Origin of the sequence: Micromonospora sp. WMMD708, assembly GCF_049315245.1 — a bacterium.
Lineage (GTDB): Bacteria > Actinomycetota > Actinomycetes > Mycobacteriales > Micromonosporaceae > Micromonospora > Micromonospora wenchangensis.
The window spans coordinates 1,903,157-1,922,468 of sequence record NZ_CP186060.1; the positions used below are offsets into that span (position 1 = coordinate 1,903,157).

Below are 19,312 nucleotides of genomic sequence, written 5' to 3' on the forward strand. Positions count from 1 at the left end.
GAAGAGATGACTACCCAGGCTTCCGCGCCGCCCAGCACCAAGTCGCAGGCGCTCCGCTCGTACGACGTCGCCGACTTCCCGGCCCTGACCGGCCTGGAGGAGGAGTGGCGCTTCACCCCGCTCAAGCGGCTCCGTGGGCTGACCGACGGGGCGCAGGCCGCCACCGGCGCGGTCCGCCACGAGTACGCCGACCTGCCGGCCGGCGTCACCGTCGGGCGGATCGGCCGGGACGACCCCCGGGTGGGCAGTGTGCTCACCCCGGTCGACCGGGTCAGCGCGCTGGCCTACGGCGGCGCCGGTGAGGCGCTGCTGGTCGAGGTCGCCGCGGAGGCCGTGGTCGACGCGCCGGTGAGCCTGCGGGTGGTCGGGGACGACGCCGCCGGGCTGGCCTTCGGGCACACGTTCGTCGACGTGGGCCGGTTCGCCGAGGTGGTGCTGGTGCTGGAACACGTCGGCGCGGCGACGCTCGCCGACAACGTCGAGGTGGCGGTGGCCGACGGGGCGAAGCTGACCCTGGTCACGGTGGCCGACTGGGCCGCCGACGCGGTGCAGGCCCAGCACCTGAAGGTGCGCCTCGGCCGCGACGCCAAGGTCTCGCACGTCCAGGTCAGCCTGGGCGGGGACCTGGTCCGCCAGTCCACCACTGTCGAGTACACCGGCCGGGGCGGCGAGGCCGAGCTGTACGGCGTCTACTTCGCCGACGGCGGCCAGCACCTGGAGCACCGCCAGCTCGTCGACCACAACGTGCCGGACTGCCGTTCCCACGTCGGCTACCGGGGCGCGTTGCAGGGCGACGAGGCGCACACCGTTTGGGTGGGCGACGTGCTGATCCGGGCCGAGGCGACCGGCACCGACACGTACGAGATCAACCGGAACCTGCTGCTCTCCGACGGTGCGCGGGCGGACTCCGTACCCAATCTGGAGATCGAGACCGGCGAGATCGCCGGCGCCGGTCACGCCAGCGCGACCGGCCGGTTCGACGACGAGCAGCTGTTCTACCTGATGGCCCGGGGCATCCCGGCGGACGAGGCGCGTCGCCTGGTGGTCCGGGGCTTCTTCGCCGAGGTGATCAACAAGATCCCGGTCGAGTCGCTGCGCGAGCGGCTCGGCGACGCGATCGAGGCCCGGCTCTCGAAGGCCGGGGCCTGACATGATCCGGATCTGCGCGACGGAGGACGTGCCGAAGGGCACCGTGATCAGCGCCGACGTGGACGGCCTCCCGATCGCCGTCGTGCACGGCACCGACGGCGGGTTCTACGCGGTGCACGACGAGTGCTCGCACGCCTCGGTGGCCCTCTCCGAGGGTGAGGTCGAGGGCTGCACGCTGGAGTGCTGGCTGCACGGTTCCCGGTTCGACCTGCGCACGGGTGAGCCCAGCGGGCTGCCCGCCACCGAACCCGTTCCCGTCTACGCCGTCGAGGTCCGCGACGGCGACATCTACCTTCCCGTGGGCGCCGACGGCCGCCCGACGCCGAGCAATGGAGTGACCCGATAATGAGCACCCTGGAGATCCGCGACCTGAAGGTGTCGGTCAAGCTGCCCGAGGGTGAGCTCAAGCCGATCCTGTCCGGTGTCGACCTGACCGTGCGGTCGGGGGAGACCCACGCGATCATGGGCCCGAACGGTTCCGGCAAGTCGACCCTGGCGTACTCGATCGCCGGTCACCCCAAGTACGAGATCACCGGCGGCTCGGTGACCCTCGACGGGGTCGACGTGCTGGAGATGACCGTCGACGAGCGGGCCCGCGCCGGCCTCTTCCTGGCCATGCAGTACCCGGTCGAGGTGCCCGGCGTCTCGGTGGCGAACTTCCTGCGGACCGCCAAGACCGCCATCGACGGCGCGGCCCCGAAGCTGCGCACCTGGGGCGGCGAGCTGCGCGGCGCGATGGAGAAGCTCCAGATGGACCCGGCGTTCGCCCAGCGCAACGTCAACGAGGGCTTCTCCGGTGGTGAGAAGAAGCGGCACGAGATCGTGCAGCTCGAGCTGCTCAAGCCCAAGATCGCCATCCTCGACGAGACCGACTCCGGCCTCGACGTGGACGCGCTGCGGGTGGTCAGCGAGGGGGTCAACCGGGTCCGGGACACCGGCGACACCGGCCTGCTGCTGATCACCCACTACACCCGCATCCTGCGCTACATCAAGCCCGACTTCGTGCACGTCTTCGTGGCCGGCCGGATCGTCGAGCAGGGCGGCCCGGAGCTGGCCGACAAGCTCGAGGACGAGGGCTACGAGCGGTACGTCGCCGGGGCCGGCGCGGCGCGGGCCTGAGCACACACGGACGGGGACCGCTGAGATGACCACCATCGCCATCCCGGACGGGATGCCGCAGTACGACGACGTGCCGCGCTTCGACGTGGCCGCGGTGCGGGCCGACTTCCCGATCCTCGACCGGGAGGTCAACGGGCACCGGCTGGTCTACCTCGACAGCGCCAACACCTCACACAAGCCCCGGCAGGTGCTCGACGTGCTCGCCGGGCACTACGCGATGCACAATGCCAACGTGTCGCGCTCGGTGCACACCCTGGGCACCGAGGCGACCGAGGCGTACGAGGGGGCACGGGCGAAGATCGCCGCGTTCGTCAACGCGCCGAGCGTCGACGAGGTGGTGTTCACCAAGAACTCCACCGAGGCGATCAACGTGGTGGCGTACGCGTTCTCCAACGCCTCGCTGCGCGCCGACGCCGACGAGCGGTTCCGGCTCGGCCCCGGCGACGAGATCGTGATCTCCGAAATGGAGCACCACTCGAACATCGTCCCGTGGCAGCTGCTGGCCGAGCGGACCGGCGCGACGCTGCGCTGGTTCCCGGTCACCGACACCGGCCGGCTGGACGAGTCGGGGCTGGCGGACCTGGTTACCGAGCGGACGAAGATCGTCGCGCTGGTGCACACCTCCAACATCCTCGGCACGGTCAACGCCACCGCGCGGATCACCGAACGGGTCCGCCAGGTGGGCGCGCTGCTGCTCCTCGACTGCTCGCAGTCGGTGCCGCACCAGCCGATCGACGTGGTCGACCTGGACGCCGACTTCATCGTGTTCACCGGGCACAAGATGTGCGGGCCGACCGGCATCGGCGTGCTGTGGGGGCGGGGCGAGCTGCTCGCCGCGATGCCCCCGGTCATGGGCGGCGGCTCGATGATCGAGACGGTGTCGATGGCCCGGTCCACGTTCGCCGCGCCGCCGGCCCGGTTCGAGGCGGGCACCCCGCCGATCGCCGAGGCCGTCGCGCTCGGCGCGGCGGTCGACTACCTCACCGGCGTCGGGATGCGGGCCATCCAGTGGCACGAGAAGGAGCTGACCGCGTACGCGTTGGACGCCCTCGCCACCGTGCCGGGCCTGCGGATCTTCGGCCCGACGGTGCCGGTGGGCCGGGGCGGCACCATCTCGTTCGCGCTCGGTGACGTGCACCCGCACGACGTCGGGCAGGTCCTCGACTCCCTCGGCGTGCAGGTGCGGGTGGGTCACCACTGCGCCAAGCCGGTCTGCACCCGGTTCGGGGTGCCGGCGATGACCCGGGCGTCGTTCTACCTGTACACCACCACGGAGGAGATCGACGCCCTGGTGGCGGGTCTCGAACAGGTGCGGAGGATCTTCGACTGATGCAGCTCGACCAGCTCTACCAGGAGATCATCCTGGACCACTACAAGCGTCCGCAGGGGCGCGGGCTGCGCGACGCCGAGGACCCCGACGCCGAGGTGGGCGAGGCGCACCACGTCAACCCGACCTGCGGCGACGAGATCACCGTACGGGTGGCCGCCGTCGACGACATCGTGGTGGACATCTCGTACGACGGGGCCGGTTGTTCGATCAGCCAGGCGTCGGCGAGCGTGCTGTACGACCGGCTCTCCGGCAGGTGCGCGGAGGAGATCGCCGCCGTGCACGCGGGATTCGTGGCGTTGATGTCCGGCCGTGGCCAGGTCACGCCGGACGAGGAACTACTCGGTGACGGGGTGGCTTTCGCGGGTGTCGCCCGCTACCCGGCCCGGGTCAAGTGCGCGCTGCTGCCGTGGATGGCGTTCAAGGACGCCGCGGCACGCGCGGGGGTGGGTGTGAGCCCGACGGAGGTGGAGGCATGAGCGAGAACACCGCTACCGCGGCGACGCCGGAGACCGGCGACGCCAGCACGACGACCGACGCGGTGACGCCGCCGGCCACCGACGGTGCCGCCGGCCCGGCGGACGCCGCCGCGACCCCGGCCGCCGAGGGCGTCACCGGGGCTCCGGCCACCGACGGTGCCGCCGGCTCCCCGGCCGCCGACGGTCCGGCGGAGGCCGCCGCGTCGACCGGGAACCGGGCGGCCCTCGCCGACATCGAGGAGGCGATGAAGGACGTCGTCGACCCCGAACTCGGCATCAACGTGGTCGACCTCGGCCTGGTCTACGGCGTGCACGTGGACGACCAGAACGTCGCCACCCTGGACATGACGTTGACCTCGGCGGCCTGCCCGCTCACCGACGTGATCGAGGACCAGGCCCGGCAGGCGTTGACCACCGGCCCCGGCGGGGGACTGGTCGACGACATCCGGATCAACTGGGTCTGGCTGCCGCCGTGGGGGCCGGACAAGATCACCGACGAGGGGCGGGACCAGCTCCGCTCCCTCGGATTCAACGTCTGACCTCCGGTCCGACCGCACGGGCGCGGCACCCCCACCGGGTGCCGCGCCCGCAGTCGTCCACCCGCCCTGTCCCGCCGGCCCTGCCCTGCCCCCGCCCGGGTCCGGTCCGGGTCCGGGCCGGGTCTGGGTGGGGGCGGGGTGATCGACCCAACGGGGGCGACACCGGGGTGTCCGGGCCCGCCGATACCGCTGGTTCGTCCCCGTTGAGTCGATCACCCCCGGCGGCGGCGGACAATCCGGTGGCGGGGCGTCGCTTCCGGGACCGATGATGGGTCCCGTGATCGAGACGTACCCGGTGCAGGGACCTGTCCGCGCGAGCACCACCGCGCGCCGACAGCAGGCCCGTCCGGGGCGCGGCTCGACCCGCCACCGCTCGTCGTGACCGCCGCTTTCCTGGCCGGCCTGGTGGCAGGCTACGGGGTCGCCGTCCCGGTCGGGGCGATCGCGGTGCTCATCCTCGGGCTCAGCGCCCGTACCTCGTTGCGGGTCGGTGCGGCCGCCGCGTTCGGTGTCGCCACCGCCGACGGGCTCTACGCCGCCGTGGCGGTACTCGGCGGCGCGGCGGTGGCCGCCGTAATCGCCCCGGTCGCCGGGCCGCTGCGGGTGGTGGCGGCGGTGGTGCTGCTGGCGCTCGCCGTCCACGGCGGCTGGCGGACCTGGCGTTCCCGCCCACCGTCGGGCGGATCAGGGTCGGGCGGTCCGGAGTCCGGGCAGCCGGATCGGGGCGGTCCCGGGCCGGGGCCGGGTAGGTCGGAGTCGGGTCGTCCGGGGTCGGGCGGGGCGGAGCCGGGTCGGGGCATGGACACGCCGGGGCGCGCGTTTGTCGGGGTGTTGGCGTTGACGCTGCTCAACCCTGCCACCGTGGTCTACTTCGCGGCGCTGGTCCTCGGCCGTGCCGAAGTGGCGCGGGCGGCACCGGCCGCCGCCGCGCTGTTCGTCCTCGGGGCCTTCGTCGCGTCGGCGAGCTGGCAGCTGCTGATCGCCGCGAGCGGCACCCTGGTCGGCCGGGCACTGGCCGGCCCGCGTGGTCGACTGGTGACCGGCCTGCTGTCCAGCCTGATCATCGCCGCTCTCGCCGTCGCCATGCTGGTCGTGCGGTGAGCGGCCCCGCGCCGGCCGGATCGTCCCCGCCGGCCCGCCGCGTCGTTCCCGGTTGCCCCGGCGTCTGTCCGCCGCCCGCCGTCGTGCGGTGAGCCGCCCGCCGTGCCGTACGGTCGGGTGATGAGCAGCCGACCCGCGGCCGGTGGCGGCCGGTGGACCGAGGTCGACCCGACCCGCGTCGCCCGCTGGGTGGCGGGTTTCGCCGACCGGCACGGCCCGCCCGTCGTCTCCCCGCAGGGGTACGGCCTGCTGCTCACCGCCGCCGACGGCGCGACCGCGGAACTGCACCTCCCGCCGGGCAGCGGTACCGGGGCGGCGGCCCGGCAGGTCGACGACGTGCCGGGGTTCGTCGAGGTGGCCGTCGCACCCCGCCGGCTCGGGCTGCTGCTCGCCCGCAAGGGCGCGGTGGCGGTCGGGGTGGCGTTCGGGGTCGAGCTGCTGGTCTCCAAGGTGGACACCCGGTACGTGCAGGGCCGTACCGCCGCCGGTGGCTGGTCGCAGCAGCGGTTCGCCAGGCGGCGGGACAACCAGGCCAGGGCGGCCCTGGGCGATGCGGCGGAGTTGGCCGTACGGCTGCTGCTGCCGGAGGCGGCGACGCTGGCGGCGCTGGTCTGCGGCGGTGACCGGCGGGCCGTCGACACGGTCCTGGCCGACCGGCGGTTGGCCCCGCTCGCCGAGCTGCGGGCCGAGCGGCTGCTCGACGTGCCCGAACCCCGGCACGCGGTGCTGGTCGGCGCGATCACCGCTGCCCGCGCGGTTCACATCCTGGTCCGCGACCCGGCCTGATCCCGGCCCCCGGCCCCCCGCCCCCGCGCCGGCGCACGCCCCCGCGCCGGCCACACCCCGGCCCACCCTCGCCCGGGAACGACGACGGCGGCCGGGGGGCGTCTAGCCCCGCCGACCGCCGTGACCTGCCGACCGGCGCCGGTCAGAGGCTGCCGCCGAAGGTGTCGCAGGACTTCGGGTCACCCGTGGTGTAGCCCTTGGTGAACCATTGCTTGCGCTGCTCGGAGGAGCCGTGGGTGAACTCCTCCGGGTTGACCGGGCGGTTGGCCCGCTTGGAGATGGCGTCGTCGCCGATCTTCTCGGCGGTGTCGATCGCCTGCGCGATGTCCTGCTCGGTGATGCTCTTGAAGATCTTCTGACCCTGCTCGTCGGCGGTGCCGGTGGCGTTCTTGGCCCACGCGCCGGCATAGCAGTCGGCCTGGAGTTCCAGCTTGACCGAGAGCGCGTTGGCGCTGCCCGGGTCGCGCTGCTGCTGGCGGCGCATCTGTGCCTCGGTGCCGAGCAGGTCCTGCACGTGGTGGCCGTACTCGTGGGCCAGCACGTACGGCTGGGCGAACTCACCCTCCGCGCCGAGCTGGTCGGCGAGGGTCTGGTAGAAGGTCAGGTCGATGTAGACCAGGTCGTCGGCGGGGCAGTAGAACGGCCCGACGCCGGAGTCGGCCTGGCCGCAGCCGGTGTTGACGCCCTGGCTGAAGAAGACCGTCTTGGACGGCTGGTACTGCTGGCCGAACCGCTCGGGCAGGGCGGTGCGCCAGTACGCCTGGATCGAGTTGACGTAGAGGGTGTTGCGGCAGTCCAGTTGCTTGAGCGCGTCGTCGGCGGAGCACTTCTGCTCCAGGGCCGTGTTGTCGCCCGCCTCGGACCCGCCGCCGGTCATGGCGTTCAGCCCGAAGCCGCCGCCCACCAGGGCCACCAGCACGGCGATGATCAGCCCGACGATGCCGCCGCGCCCGCCGCCGCCCGGGATCGGGATCGGGATGCCCCCGCCACCCCCGCCGGACCCTCGCCGGTCGTCCACCTGGCCGGTGTCGATCCGCGCGTTCTCGTTCAGCTCCATGTTGACCCCGATCACCGATTCGTCACGTCTGAGGGTTGCGGTACCGGACCGGGTCCGGACGGCGTTTTCGGTACCCGATGATCTTGTACGGTAATCCGGGCGGTGCGCGTCGGGCCGCCCGGTACACTTGTCGGGTGCTGCGCTGCGAAGGCTGAACCGCCCCGCGCCGACGGGAACCACTGACCCGCCGGCGCTTTCGCGTGCCCTGAGTCAGCCCTTCCAGACCCCCGAGAGCGAGTACCGGAAATGATCAGTGTCACCGGCCTGGAACTACGCGCCGGCTCCCGGATCCTCCTGTCCGACACCACCCTGCGGGTGCAGCCCGGTGACCGGATCGGACTGGTCGGTCGCAACGGGGCCGGCAAGACCACCACCCTCAAGGTCCTGGCCGGTGAGGGGCAGCCGTACGCCGGGCAGATCGACAGGCGCAGCGCCATCGGCTACCTGCCGCAGGACCCGCGCACCGGCGACCTGGAGGTCACCGGCCGGGACCGGGTGCTCTCCGCCCGGGGGCTGGACGTGCTCATGGCCCAGATGAAGGAGATCGAGCAGAAACTCGCCGACGGCGTTGACGACAAGCTGGTCCGTCGCTACGGCGCGCTGGAGGACCAGTTCGCCTCGCTGGGCGGGTACGCCGCCGAGGCCGAGGCCGCCCGGATCTGCGCCAACCTGGGGCTGCCCGACCGGGCGCTGGCCCAGACCATCGGCACCCTCTCCGGCGGTCAGCGGCGCCGCATCGAACTGGCCCGCATCCTGTTCCGCGACGCGGGGGAGAACGGCGGCGGCATCCTGCTGCTCGACGAGCCCACCAACCACCTCGACGCCGACTCGATCACCTGGCTGCGCGGCTTCCTCGCCAACCACAAGGGTGGGCTGATCGTGATCTCCCACGACGGTTCGCTGCTGGAGTCGGTGGTCAACAAGGTCTGGTTCCTCGACGCCACCCGCTCCGTGGTCGACGTCTACAACCTGGGCTGGAAGGCGTACCTGGCGGCACGGGAGACCGACGAGCGTCGCCGCCGTCGGGAGCGGGCCAACGCCGAGAAGAAGGCCGGCGCGCTCATGGCGCAGGCGGACAAGATGCGGGCCAAGGCCACCAAGACCGTCGCCGCGCAGAACATGGCCCGCCGGGCCGAGAAGCTGATCTCCGGGCTGGAGGAGGTACGGGTCTCCGACAAGGTGGCGAAGGTCCGGTTCCCCAACCCCGCGCCGTGCGGCAAGACCCCGCTGACCGCGACCGGCCTGTCCAAGTCGTACGGCTCGCTGGAGATCTTCACCGACGTGAACGTCGCGGTGGACCGTGGCTCCCGGGTGGCCATCCTCGGGCTCAACGGTGCCGGCAAGACCACGCTGCTGCGGATGCTCGGCGGGCTGCTCCCGCCGGACACCGGCGAGGTGCACGCCGGGCACGGCCTGCGGCTTGGCTACTACGCCCAGGAGCACGAGACGCTCGACGTGGAACGCACGGTGCTGGAGAACATGCGGGCGGCGGCGATCGAGCAGTCCGACACCGACCTCCGCAAGATCCTCGGTGCCTTCCTGTTCTCCGGCGAGGACGTGAACAAGCCCGCCGGGGTGCTCTCCGGTGGCGAGAAGACCCGGCTCGCCCTGTCGACCCTGGTCTGCTCCGGCGCCAACGTGCTGCTGCTGGACGAGCCGACGAACAACCTCGACCCGGTCAGCCGTGAGCAGGTGCTCGACGCCATCGCCAACTACCCGGGCGCGATCGTGCTGGTCACCCACGACCCGGGCGCGGTGCTCGCGCTCAAGCCGGACCGGGCCATCCTGCTCCCCGACGGCGACGAGGACGCCTGGAGCGACGATCTCCTGGAACTGGTCGAGCTGGCCTGATCCGGCCCCGGCCCAGCCGGCGACGGCCGGCGGGGTCGGCTGCGGCCGGTGGTCGACAGTCCGGCCGGTGGTCAGCGGGGGAGCGTCGTCGGCACCGTTGGCGACCGTCACCCCGGCGACCCACGGCCGGCGGGGTGACGTCGTCGGTACGGTCCAGCAGTGCCCGGACCCCGAGCGCGACTGCCCGGTGACGATCTGCCACGGGCGGGGTCGTCCCGTACCGCGGGCGGCCACGGAGAGTACGGTCAGTACCACGATGTCGTCGAGGTCGGTGGCGGCGAAGACGGCCGCCGCGCCGCTCACGTCGCCCAGCGGGTAGGTCACGACCGGCAGGCTACGGGCCGTCGACCAGGGACGCTACGGCGTGCTACCAGCCGCCGACGGAGTGCAGGGTCACTCTATCGGGTTGACGACACTGCATAGCGTGTCGGTTGGCGAAGAGTTGATATCTGGCGCATGATCGTTCGAGACGGTCTAATAGGTGGGACCGTATCGAACCGCACAGTCTGGGACGTGAGGAATCAGCATGGCAGCCACTGGCACAGCCACCAGCACTGAGAAGGGTCGCCGGATCGTCGGAGCCGAGCGTCAGACGCTCGCCAAGGACCTGGTAAAGCGGTACACCGGCGGGGAGAGCATCCGCGCGCTCGCCGCCTCGACCGGGCGATCCTACGGGTTCATCCACCGTGTGCTCACCGAATCCGGTGTGCAGCTGCGGCAGCGCGGCGGCGCCCGGCGTCGCAAGAAGGCGTGACCCGCCCACCAGCGTCGTCCGTCAGCACGCCCCGGGCGGTCCGGTGACCGCCGAGACGACCGGGGTGCTACTGCACTGCGACGGGCCGGTCGCGACGGTCACGTTGTGCCGGCCCGACGTGCTCAACGCCCAGACTCCGGCGATGTGGCGCGCGATGAGCGACTTCTCCCGGGACCTGCCCGGCGACGTGCGCGTCGTGGTGGTACGCGGCCAGGGGCGGTCGTTCTCCGCCGGCCTCGACCTGTCGGTGGCCGGTGCCCAGGGTCCGGGTTCCTTCGCCGAGCTGTCCACCCTGCCCGAGCAGGAGTGCGCCGACCGGATCGCCGGTTACCAGCAGGGCTTCACCTGGCTGCACCGTCCCGACGTGATCTCGGTGGCGGCCGTGCAGGGTCACGCCATCGGCGCGGGCTTCCAACTCGCGCTCGCCTGCGACCTGCGGGTCCTCGCCGAGGACGCCATGCTGTCGATGGCCGAGGTCACCCTCGGTCTGGTCCCCGACCTGGCCGGCACGAAGCGGCTGGTCGAGCTGGTCGGCTACGCCCGCGCCCTGGAGTTGTGCGCCACCGGCCGGCGGATGGACGCCGCGGAGGCCGACCGGATCGGCCTGGCCAACCTGGTGGTGCCGAACGCCGAGCTGGACGCGGCGGTCGGTGACCTCACCGCCGGCCTGCTCGCCGGCAACCGGGACGCGGTGGTGGAGATCAAGGCGCTGGTCGCCGGTGCCGCCGGCCGCTCCCACCGCGAGCAGCAGCGGGCCGAGCGTGAGGCGCAGACCCGCCGGCTGCGTGACCTGGCCGGCCGGGGCGAGTAGCCGGCCGGCGATCGGTAAGGACTGCCCGGGAAGAGCCGGGTTACCACCGAGGTTGTCGTAGGCGTGGGGAGAATCGACCCCGACGGTGCGTGCCGCCACGACACGGAGGTGACCGATGTCCAACCCGATGACGGGCGGCAACATGGCCGGCTGGAGCATGCTCCGGTCGATCCGCCACGGCGACGAGCTTTCCGCCCACCGGCTCAAGCGCGGCACCGCCAAGCGGATCATGGCGTTCGCCGGGCCCTACCGGCGGGACATCGTCGTCTTCCTGGTGACCGTGGTGATCGCCGCCGTGATCGGGGTGGCCACCCCGGTGCTCGCCGGGCACGTGATCAACGCGATCAGCCGCGGCGGGCCGGAGGCCGGTGCCACCGTCGTGCGGTTCGCCCTGGTCATCGGCGGGTTGGCCGTCGCCGACGCGGTCTTCTCCCTGGTCCAACGGTGGTACTCGGCCCGCATCGGCGAGGGCATCATCCTCGACCTGCGCACCAGGGTCTACGACCACGTGCAGCGGATGCCGTTGCAGTTCTTCACCCGCACCCAGACCGGTGCCCTGGTCAGCCGGCTCAACAACGACGTGATGGGTGCCCAGCGGGCGTTCACCTCCACCCTGTCCGGGGTGGTCAGCAACGTCATCCAGCTGGTGCTCACCGCCGGGGTGATGTTCACCCTCTCCTGGCAGATCACCACGCTCTCGCTGATCCTGCTGCCGATCTTCGTGATCCCCGCCCGGCGGGTGGGCCGGCGGCTGGCCGAGATCACCCGGGAGTCGTACAACCTCGACGCCAAGATGAACGCCACCATGACCGAGCGGTTCGGGGTGGCCGGGGCGCTGCTGGTCAAGCTGTTCGGCTCGCCCGGCGTGGAGGCGGCCCGGTTCGCCGCGCGGGCCGAGCGGGTCCGCGACATCGGCATCCAGTCGGCGATGTACTCCCGCACCTTCTTCGTGGCGATGCTGCTGGTCGCCTCGCTGGCCCAGGCGCTCACCTACGGGCTCGGCGGCTGGCTGGCGGTCAACGGCGCGGTCAGCGCGGGCACCGTGGTCACCCTCGCCCTGCTGCTCACCCGCCTCTACGGTCCGCTGACCGCGCTGTCCAACGTCCGGGTCGACGTGATGAGCGCGCTGGTCTCGTTCGACCGGGTCTTCGAGGTGCTCGACCTGCGCCCCGGCATCGAGGAGAAGCCCGACGCGGTGCCGGTGCCGGCCGGTGCCGGGCGGGTCGAGTTCCGCGACGTCCGGTTCCGCTACCCGGCCGCCGCCGACGTCTCGCTGGCGTCGCTGGAGGAGGTCGCCACCCTCGACCGTACGGCAGGCGAGCCGGTGCTCAAGGGGGTGTCCTTCCGGGTCGAGCCGGGGCAGATGGTGGCCCTGGTCGGTCCGTCGGGGGCCGGCAAGTCGACCCTGTCCATGCTGATCTCCCGGATCTACGACGTCACCGACGGCGAGGTGCTGGTCGGCGGGGTCGACGTCCGGGACGCCACCCTCGCCTCGCTGCGCGACGAGATCGGCGTGGTCACCCAGGACTCCCACCTGTTCCACGAGACGATCGCCGAGAACCTGCGGTACGCCAAGCCGGACGCCACCGACGACGAGATCTGGGCGGCACTGGCCGGTGCACAGGTGGCCGATCTGGTGCGCGCCCTGCCCGACGGGTTGGAGACGACCGTCGGTGAGCGCGGCTACCGCTTCTCCGGTGGGGAGAAACAACGCATCGCCATCGCCCGACTGCTGCTCAAGGCCCCGTCGATCGTGATCCTCGACGAGGCCACCGCCCACCTCGACTCGGAGAGCGAGGCGGCGGTGCAGCGGGCGCTGGCCGTGGCGCTGACCGGGCGGACGGCGCTGGTGATCGCGCACCGGCTCTCCACGGTCCGCGACGCCGACCAGATCCTCGTCCTCGACGACGGCCGGATCGTCGAGCGGGGCCGGCACGACGAGCTGGTCGCGGTGGGTGGGCTCTACGCCGAGCTGTACCGCACCCAGTTCGCGGTCGCCGACTCGCCCACGCCGTACCCGGATGCCGCCGAACCGGCCGAGGCGATCGTCACCACCGTGCCGATGGGCACCTACGTCGCCCAGGAGGCGCGGCCCCCGGCCGTGGCCAACTGACGTCCCCGGTCAGGGGCGGCCGGCGGTGTCCGTGCGGACCGTCGGGTGGCGGGTGCGCCGGGCGGCGGCGTGCTGCCGGCGGCGGTACGGGACCGGGCCGAGGGGGAGCGGCCCCGACCCGGTCCCTATTTTGACGCAATTCCCACGCCGGGTACCGGAGTGCGGTTCACCGGCTGGCTGAGCCGGTGGTCGTCAATTCGGTGCCCGTTTCGTCATGTCGCGTGTGCAACTCAGAAGTAGATCGTGCGGGACTTCGTGTACGTCGTGTACTGGCTGCCCGGGTAGAAGGTGGAACCGGACACCGTGACCTCGATGTTGGTAAATCCGTAGGCGGAGACGAGGTCGCCGGTGAAGGTCTCGCAGTTCTGGTAGTAGACGGTGTGGTTCGCGCTGGCGGTGCCGCCCTTGATGGTCACCTGGGAACTCGGGTAGGTGCTCTGCCCGCACAGCGTCACCGAGTAGGTCGCCTGGTTGCTGCCCGTCGTCCCGCTGATGGTTCCGGTGGCGGTGCCGAGGGACTGGCTGTTGTTGTAGCCGCCCTTGACCGAGACGGTGAACGGTGCGGTACCCGCCTGGGCGCTGACCGCGGGCAACATGGCCACTGCGGCGGCCCCGGCGGCGCCTGCGGCCAGCAGGCGGACGAAGCGGGAAGAACGGACTTGTGGCATAACTGCTCCCGACGTGATGGGAAATGCGTTGACGGCGTGTGGCCGATTGCGGTTCCAATGTTAGTCCAGGGTGAACTCGAAAGCACGCACGAAATAAATCTACGTCAATTGCATTGGGACCCGTCGTGCGCAATTTATTGCCTTGATTTCGGCATTTACACGACACATCGTGAACGCGCGACGCGACGTACCGTGAGCGCTGCGGCGGCGGTCAGCCGGTGGGGGAGGGCGGGTGGCCGGTCACCGCGGCGCGCAGCTCGCCGAAGGCGTCCCCCAGGGTCTGCGGAGTGAAGTGGGCGTTCAGGCCGCTCGGGTTGGGCAGCACCCACAACCGCGCGCCGGCCAGCGGTTCCGGCTGCGGGCCGAACCCGGCCCGGGGCCGGGCGAACCCGATCCGGTACGCGGTCACCCCGACCACGGCCACCCAGGCCGGCCGGTGGCGGGTCACCTTGTCGACCAGCGTCCGCGCGCCCGCCACCAGCTCCGCCGGCGTCAGCTCGTCGGCCCGGGCACTGGCCCGCGCCACCATGTTGGTGATGCCCAGGCCGTAGCCGGGCAGCGCGTCCTGCTCAGCGGGGTGCAGTTGGCGCGGAGTGAAGCCACCCCGGTGCAGGGCCGGCCAGAAGCGGTTGCCCGGCCGGGCGAAGTGCCAACCGGTGGCCGCCGACCACAGGCCCGGGTTGATCCCGACGAAGAGCACCGTCAGCCCGGGACCGATCACGTCCGGGATGGTGCGGTCCGCCGCCGCGGCCAGCTCCGCCCGGTCCGGCCGCCGGATCTGGGGCGTGCCCGGCCGGGTCGGGCCGGCGGCGGGGCTGGGCGGTGCTGGTCTTCCTCCCTGACCACCGGCCGCCCCCGCTGAGCGGCGGCGCGGGGTCACAGGCTGCGCAGCGCGCCGCCGTCGACCGGCACGCTGACCCCGGTGACGTAGCCGGCGGCGGGGGAGAGCAGGAACGCGGCGACCCGCCCGAACTCGGCCGGATCGCCGATGCGGCGCAGCGGGATGCCGGCCTCCGCGGCGGCGCGGGCCGTCTCGTCGTCGCCGAGTAGTTCCCGGTTGCGGTCGGTCAGGAAGCGTCCGGGCAGCAGGCCCAGCACCCGTACGCCACGCGGACCGTGCTCGTCGGCGAGGTCCTTGGCCACCCCGGCGAGGCCGGGCCGCAGGCCGTTGGAGATGCCGAGGCCGGTGATCGGGGTACGGGCCGAGGTGGACAGCACCAACCCGATCGCGCCCCCTTCGGTGAGCGCGGCGGCCACCGTCCTGGCCGTCCGCACGGTGCCCAGGAAGACGGTCTCGAAGGACTCCCGCCACTGCGCGTCGCTGACCTGGGCGGCGGTGCCGGCGGGCGGCCCACCCACCGAGACGAGCGCCCCGTCGAGCCGGCCGAAGTGTTCCCGGGCGGCGATCACCAGTCGCTCGGGCAGGCTCGGGTCGGCCAGGTCGGCGACGAGGCCGATGGCGTGCCCGGGCCCACCCAGCAGCTCGACCGCCCCGGCGACCCGCTCCGGGGTCCGGGCCGACAGGACCACCCGCGCCCCGTCGGCGACCAGGCACCGTGCGGTCGCGAAGCCGAGCCCCCGGGACGCGCCGGTCAACACGTACACCCGATCGGTGAGTCCGAGATCCATGCCACCGATCCTGCCGTATCCGGCGGTGGCCGGCGCGGTGGCCCGGTGGTCAGCGACGGGTGGAGCGCAGCAGGCGTACCCGGCCGGCGAGCTGGACGGCGACGGCGTCGCCGCTGCGGGCCACGGCCGGCAACCGGCGGCGGCGGGGCGGGTGCCGGCCGTCGTAGCGGTGGGCGGCCTCGCGGGCGGCCAGCTCCTGCGCGCCGAGTGGGGGGAGGGTGCCCTGGTCGCGCAGCGTGCGGGCGAGGTCCCAGCCGTCGCGCAGCGATCCGGCGGTGGGCCGGCCGGCCGCCCAGCCGGCGAAGGCTACCGGCCAGGCGTCGCCGAGGCCGGCGGCGAGCAGCGGCCAGTGGCGGGCGACCTCCCCGGCCCGCTTGCGCAGCAGCGCCCGCCGGGCGGCGTCGACCCGGTCGGTGGCGAAGCCGGCCGGCAGCGGGGCCCCCGCGACCAGGGCGGCGACCAGCGCGGCCTGCCGGGCGGCCAGCCCCACCGGGCCGGTGGCACCGGGCGGCGGGGCCGACCCGGCGGGGTGCGTCGGGCTCATGTGACGACCGGGTGGCCGGCGGTGGTGGCGAGCGCGTCCAGCTCGGCGCGCAGCACGTCGGCGGGCGGGTAGTGGCCGTCGCGTTCGAGCAGCAGGGCCGGTGGCCGGTGGCCGGCGGCCAGCGCGCCGACCAGCTCCAGCACCCCGGTGGGCACCGGGTCGGTGTGCGTGTCGTGGTAGAGCCCGCCGTGCTCGGCCCCGCCGGCCACGTGCACGTAGGCGATCCGTTCCAGCGGCAGCCGGTCCAGCAGGGCCTGCGGGTCCTGGCCCCGGTTGCGGGCGTTGGCGTAGACGTTGGCCACGTCGAGCAGCAGCTCCGCGTCGGTGGCGTCGAGGATCTCGGTGAGGAAGTCCGCCTCGTCCAGCTCGTCGTCGGGCCAGTCGAACAGCGCCGCGATCGGCTCCAACGCCAGCGGCACCGGCAGTTCCTGCTGCGTCCGCCGCACGTTCGCGGTCACCGCCGCCACCGCCTCCCGGGTCCGGGGCAGCGGCAGCAGGTGCCCGGCCTCCAGCCCACCGGCCCGGACGAACGCGATGTGCTCGCTGACCAGTGGCGCGTCGACCAGCTCGGCCACCCGGGCCAGGTGCGTCACCCGGGCCGGGTCGACCGGCTCCGCGCCGCCGAGGGAGAGCCGCACCCCGTGCGGTACGACGGTGACGTCGCGTTCCCGCAGCGCGGCCAGCCCCGGCGGGAGGGGACCGTCGGGGGCGAGCGACTCCGCCACCACCTCGACGAAACGCAGGCCGGGCAGCTCGGCGACGAAACCGGCGATCTCCGGCCGCCAGCCGATGCCCACCCCCTGCGGCCGGGTCATCCGCCGCACCCGCCACCGCCGCCGCAGGAGCTGCCGCCACCGCACGACGAGCCGCTGCTGCAGGACGAGGTGCTGCCGCCGCACGTGACACCCGTGGAACCGGTGTAGCCGCTGCCGCTGCCGGCGTTCAACGCCTGCCGCTGGATCTCCGCCTGCGCGGCGAAGCCGGGGTCGAGCGCGTAGAGGGAGACGGTGCCGAACAGGGCCACCCCCATCGCCGCGCCGGCCGGACCGTAGGTCGCGTAGGCCGGGGACGCGTCGGGGGCGAGATGGTGGTTGCTGCTGCGCAGGCGGCCCATCATCACGTTCGCCGTCCTGGTCCGTCGGGGCGTACGGGCCACCAGGGCGAACGCCACCACGAGTCCGGCCAGGGCGAGCAGCAGCCAGCCGACCGGCCGGCCGTTGACCAGGCCGGCGACCAGCCGCACCACACCCAGGGCCAGCAGCACCAGCAGCAGGTTCCGTCCGCGCCGCAGGGCCCGTACGCCGTCGGCGTCGATCAGCAGGCCGCGCTGTTCCAACCCCTGCCGCAGCTCCTCCAGGGCGCGGGTCACCCCGGCGTTGCGGCGCAGCTCGCGGGCGGCGACCGACCGGCGGGCGGCGTGCCGGATCGCGTGGTCGAGCGGGGTGAGCCCGCCGGGTGTCGACTCGACGGCGATCAACCGGCCGTTCGATTTGACGTCGATCGCGCCGGCGCCGCGCAGCCCACCCAGCGCCGCCCAGATGGCGAGCTGGTCGCCGCCGTTGAGGTAGGCGACCTGCTGCGGGCCGAGCTGTTCGGCGTCGACCGCGTCGGGTCCGGCGGTCGTGCGCCGCCGGTGCACCAGCACGCCGACCACGGCGACGACGGCCACCAGGAGGTACAGCTTCAGGAAGAGCGGGCCGGGGATGCCCCAGGTGTCGCCCGCTGCGGCAAGGGTGTTCATGGGCTGCTCCTGTCGCGCGAGGGGGATCGCGGCCCCATTGTGGGACAGCCCCGCCACGCCGGCACGGCGGCGGTGGGCGAGTTACCGGGCCGAGACCTGCCGACCCCACGGCTGCCGCGCCGGGGGTGGGGTCAGCGGCGGCGGACGGCCTCCTCGACCAGGTCCAGCACCGGCCCGAGATCGCCGGCGGGTCGGCCCATCGCCAGGTGCAGCACCAGCCCGTCGTAGGCCAGCTCCAGGAACTGGGCCAGCACGTCGATGTCGATGTCCTCGCGGAGCACCCCGGCCTCGCGTTGCCGGACGAGCCGGTCCCGGGTCGCCTCGGCGATGGCGGCCGACCGTTGCGCCCACCGGCTGGCGAACGCCGGGTCGGTGCGCAGCCGGCGGGACACCTCCAGCTGGCTGCCCAGCCAGCCGGTGGTGTCCGGGGAGACCGCGCGGGCGAGCAGGTCCCGCATCACCTGGACGAGGCCGTTGCGGGCCACCGTGGAGACCATCACGGCGGCGTCGTCCTCGGCGACGGCGAGGAAGAGCGAGTCCTTGTCGCGGAAGTGGTGGAAGATGGCGCCCCGGGACAGCCCGGTGGCCTCCTCCAGCCGGCGCACGGTGGCTCCCTCGTAGCCGTGCCGGGCGAAACAGGCCCGGGCCGCGCCGAGGATCTCCTGGCGGCGCGCGTCGAGCTGGTCCTGACTTACTCTGGGCACGGGTCGATCGTCGCAGGTGACCCAGCGCAAGGCAAACCGTACGTACGGCTTGCTATTGGCCCGTCGCCTCGGGATGCCGGACGCGCGTCCGGTTAGGATCGGCAGGTGGCGACAGCCCCGGTCACCTCCCCCCACCCCTGCCCCGCCCGCCCCCGGCCGCCCGACGGTCGACGACGGGTGGTTCGACCCTGTCGGCGGCGGTCCCCTCTCCCGTAAGGTGCCTCAGTGCCGTTGCTCCTGCTCGACCTGGACAACACCCTGCTCGACCGGGCCGGGCCGTTCCGCGCCTGGGCCGAGGGTTTCCTGGCCGAGATCGGCGCGCCGGCCACCGACATCGACTGGCTGCTGTCCATCGACGCCGACGGCCTGACCGACCGGTGGGACATCGCCGACGCCATCCGGGACCGGTACGCGCTGCGCATCCCCTCCATCGACCTGGTCGAGGAACTGCACGACGGGGTGGTCGGCTACACCCGGCTGGATCCGCTGGTGGCCTGCGCGCTGCGGATCGCCGACGACGCCGGGTGGCTGCCGGTGGTGGTCACCAACGGTTCGGTCCGGCTGGAGGACGCCAAGATCCGGCAGACCGGCCTGGACCGCTACGTCGCCGACTGGGTGATCTCCGAGGAGGCCGGCGTCAGCAAGCCCAACCCCCGGATCTTCGCGCTGGCCGCCCAGCGGGCCCGGCTGCCGCTGCGCGGGGCGTGGGTGGTGGGGGACAGCCCGGAGGCGGACATCGGCGGGGCCGCCGCGGTCGGCCTGCCCAGCGTCTGGCTGCACCGGGGCCGGAGCTGGACCGACACCCGGTTCGCCCCCACCCGTACCGTCGACTCGTTGATCGCGGCCGTCTCGGTGGTGCTCGCCGGCGGGTAAATCGGTTGTGTCCCGCGCGGGTCGTCGGCCAGCATGGGCCGGCGCGCACGCGCAGCCGGGCGGGGCC

Annotated in this window: 21 protein-coding genes; 13 read left to right on the top strand and 8 right to left on the bottom strand. The window is 73.1% G+C overall.

Annotated features, from left to right (window positions below):
• Nucleotides 1-6: 6 nt before the first annotated feature.
• From sufD to ACN260_RS08700, 8 genes are all read left to right on the top strand, one after another.
• Nucleotides 7-1,149: a Fe-S cluster assembly protein SufD gene (gene sufD, locus ACN260_RS08665; protein WP_422755461.1), complete on the top strand. Its 1,143-nt coding sequence runs from the start codon at nt 7-9 to the stop codon at nt 1,147-1,149.
• A 1-nt stretch (nt 1,150) separates the two neighbouring features.
• Nucleotides 1,151-1,495: a non-heme iron oxygenase ferredoxin subunit gene (locus ACN260_RS08670; protein ID WP_088645042.1), complete on the top strand. Its 345-nt coding sequence runs from the start codon at nt 1,151-1,153 to the stop codon at nt 1,493-1,495.
• Nucleotides 1,495-2,268 carry a Fe-S cluster assembly ATPase SufC gene (gene sufC, locus ACN260_RS08675; protein ID WP_088645041.1) on the top strand — a complete coding sequence of 258 codons (774 nt, stop codon included), beginning with the start codon at nt 1,495-1,497 and terminating at the stop codon, nt 2,266-2,268. The genes ACN260_RS08670 and sufC overlap by 1 nt, the downstream gene beginning before the upstream one ends.
• Before the next feature lie 25 nt (nt 2,269-2,293).
• The gene (locus tag ACN260_RS08680; protein ID WP_088645040.1) at nt 2,294-3,598 is read left to right on the top strand and encodes a cysteine desulfurase; all 1,305 of its coding nucleotides are present in this window, start codon (nt 2,294-2,296) and stop codon (nt 3,596-3,598) included.
• Nucleotides 3,598-4,074 (top strand): Fe-S cluster assembly sulfur transfer protein SufU, encoded by a 477-nt coding sequence (gene sufU, locus ACN260_RS08685; protein ID WP_422755462.1) that lies wholly within the window; start codon nt 3,598-3,600, stop codon nt 4,072-4,074. Before ACN260_RS08680 ends, sufU begins: the two co-directional genes overlap by 1 nt.
• Nucleotides 4,071-4,613, top strand: coding sequence for a metal-sulfur cluster assembly factor (locus tag ACN260_RS08690; protein WP_422755463.1), 543 nt, complete (start codon nt 4,071-4,073; stop codon nt 4,611-4,613). Before sufU ends, ACN260_RS08690 begins: the two co-directional genes overlap by 4 nt.
• Before the next feature lie 378 nt (nt 4,614-4,991).
• Complete coding sequence (locus tag ACN260_RS08695) at nt 4,992-5,714, top strand: LysE family transporter (RefSeq protein ID WP_422755464.1); 723 nt, start codon at nt 4,992-4,994, stop codon at nt 5,712-5,714.
• A gap of 120 nt (nt 5,715-5,834) precedes the next feature.
• Complete coding sequence (locus tag ACN260_RS08700) at nt 5,835-6,500, top strand: acVLRF1 family peptidyl-tRNA hydrolase (RefSeq protein ID WP_422755465.1); 666 nt, start codon at nt 5,835-5,837, stop codon at nt 6,498-6,500.
• Between the two features lie 142 nt (nt 6,501-6,642).
• On the opposite strand, the gene ypfJ is transcribed toward ACN260_RS08700, so the two are convergent.
• Complete coding sequence (ypfJ, locus tag ACN260_RS08705) at nt 6,643-7,557, bottom strand: KPN_02809 family neutral zinc metallopeptidase (protein WP_422755466.1); 915 nt, start codon at nt 7,555-7,557, stop codon at nt 6,643-6,645.
• A gap of 246 nt (nt 7,558-7,803) precedes the next feature.
• Here ypfJ and ACN260_RS08710 point away from each other — a divergent pair, with 246 nt between their 5' ends.
• From ACN260_RS08710 to ACN260_RS08725, 4 genes are all read left to right on the top strand, one after another.
• A complete protein-coding gene (locus ACN260_RS08710) occupies nt 7,804-9,408 on the top strand; it encodes an ABC-F family ATP-binding cassette domain-containing protein (RefSeq protein WP_422755467.1) in 1,605 nt (534 codons plus the stop codon).
• Between the two features lie 526 nt (nt 9,409-9,934).
• A complete protein-coding gene (locus tag ACN260_RS08715; protein WP_007072022.1) occupies nt 9,935-10,162 on the top strand; it encodes a helix-turn-helix domain-containing protein in 228 nt (75 codons plus the stop codon).
• 43 nt (nt 10,163-10,205) lie between these two features.
• A complete protein-coding gene (locus ACN260_RS08720) occupies nt 10,206-10,973 on the top strand; it encodes an enoyl-CoA hydratase/isomerase family protein (protein ID WP_422755468.1) in 768 nt (255 codons plus the stop codon).
• Nucleotides 10,974-11,100: 127 nt separating this feature from the next.
• Nucleotides 11,101-13,086, top strand: a complete 1,986-nt coding sequence (locus ACN260_RS08725; protein WP_422756663.1) for an ABC transporter ATP-binding protein — start codon at nt 11,101-11,103, stop codon at nt 13,084-13,086.
• Nucleotides 13,087-13,316: 230 nt separating this feature from the next.
• Here the strand turns inward: ACN260_RS08725 and ACN260_RS08730 are convergent, their stop codons facing one another.
• From ACN260_RS08730 to ACN260_RS08760, 7 genes are all read right to left on the bottom strand, one after another.
• Nucleotides 13,317-13,754, bottom strand: coding sequence for a hypothetical protein (locus ACN260_RS08730; protein ID WP_422755469.1), 438 nt, complete (start codon nt 13,752-13,754; stop codon nt 13,317-13,319).
• 211 nt (nt 13,755-13,965) lie between these two features.
• Entirely contained in the window at nt 13,966-14,532 is a 567-nt protein-coding gene (gene mug / locus ACN260_RS08735; protein ID WP_422756664.1) for a G/U mismatch-specific DNA glycosylase, read from the bottom strand.
• Nucleotides 14,533-14,630: 98 nt separating this feature from the next.
• Nucleotides 14,631-15,383, bottom strand: coding sequence for an SDR family oxidoreductase (locus tag ACN260_RS08740; protein WP_422755470.1), 753 nt, complete (start codon nt 15,381-15,383; stop codon nt 14,631-14,633).
• A 49-nt stretch (nt 15,384-15,432) separates the two neighbouring features.
• A complete protein-coding gene (locus ACN260_RS08745) occupies nt 15,433-15,927 on the bottom strand; it encodes a hypothetical protein (RefSeq protein ID WP_422755471.1) in 495 nt (164 codons plus the stop codon).
• Nucleotides 15,924-16,742: a DUF692 domain-containing protein gene (locus tag ACN260_RS08750; RefSeq protein WP_422755472.1), complete on the bottom strand. Its 819-nt coding sequence runs from the start codon at nt 16,740-16,742 to the stop codon at nt 15,924-15,926. The genes ACN260_RS08745 and ACN260_RS08750 overlap by 4 nt, the downstream gene beginning before the upstream one ends.
• Entirely contained in the window at nt 16,739-17,668 is a 930-nt protein-coding gene (locus tag ACN260_RS08755; RefSeq protein ID WP_422755473.1) for a TIGR04222 domain-containing membrane protein, read from the bottom strand. The genes ACN260_RS08750 and ACN260_RS08755 overlap by 4 nt, the downstream gene beginning before the upstream one ends.
• 131 nt (nt 17,669-17,799) lie before the next feature.
• Nucleotides 17,800-18,372, bottom strand: a complete 573-nt coding sequence (locus ACN260_RS08760) for a TetR/AcrR family transcriptional regulator (protein ID WP_204959124.1) — start codon at nt 18,370-18,372, stop codon at nt 17,800-17,802.
• A gap of 225 nt (nt 18,373-18,597) precedes the next feature.
• Between ACN260_RS08760 and ACN260_RS08765 the strand changes: the two genes are divergently transcribed.
• Nucleotides 18,598-19,245 carry an HAD family hydrolase gene (locus ACN260_RS08765; protein WP_204926116.1) on the top strand — a complete coding sequence of 216 codons (648 nt, stop codon included), beginning with the start codon at nt 18,598-18,600 and terminating at the stop codon, nt 19,243-19,245.
• The last annotated feature ends 67 nt before the right edge of the window (nt 19,246-19,312 follow it).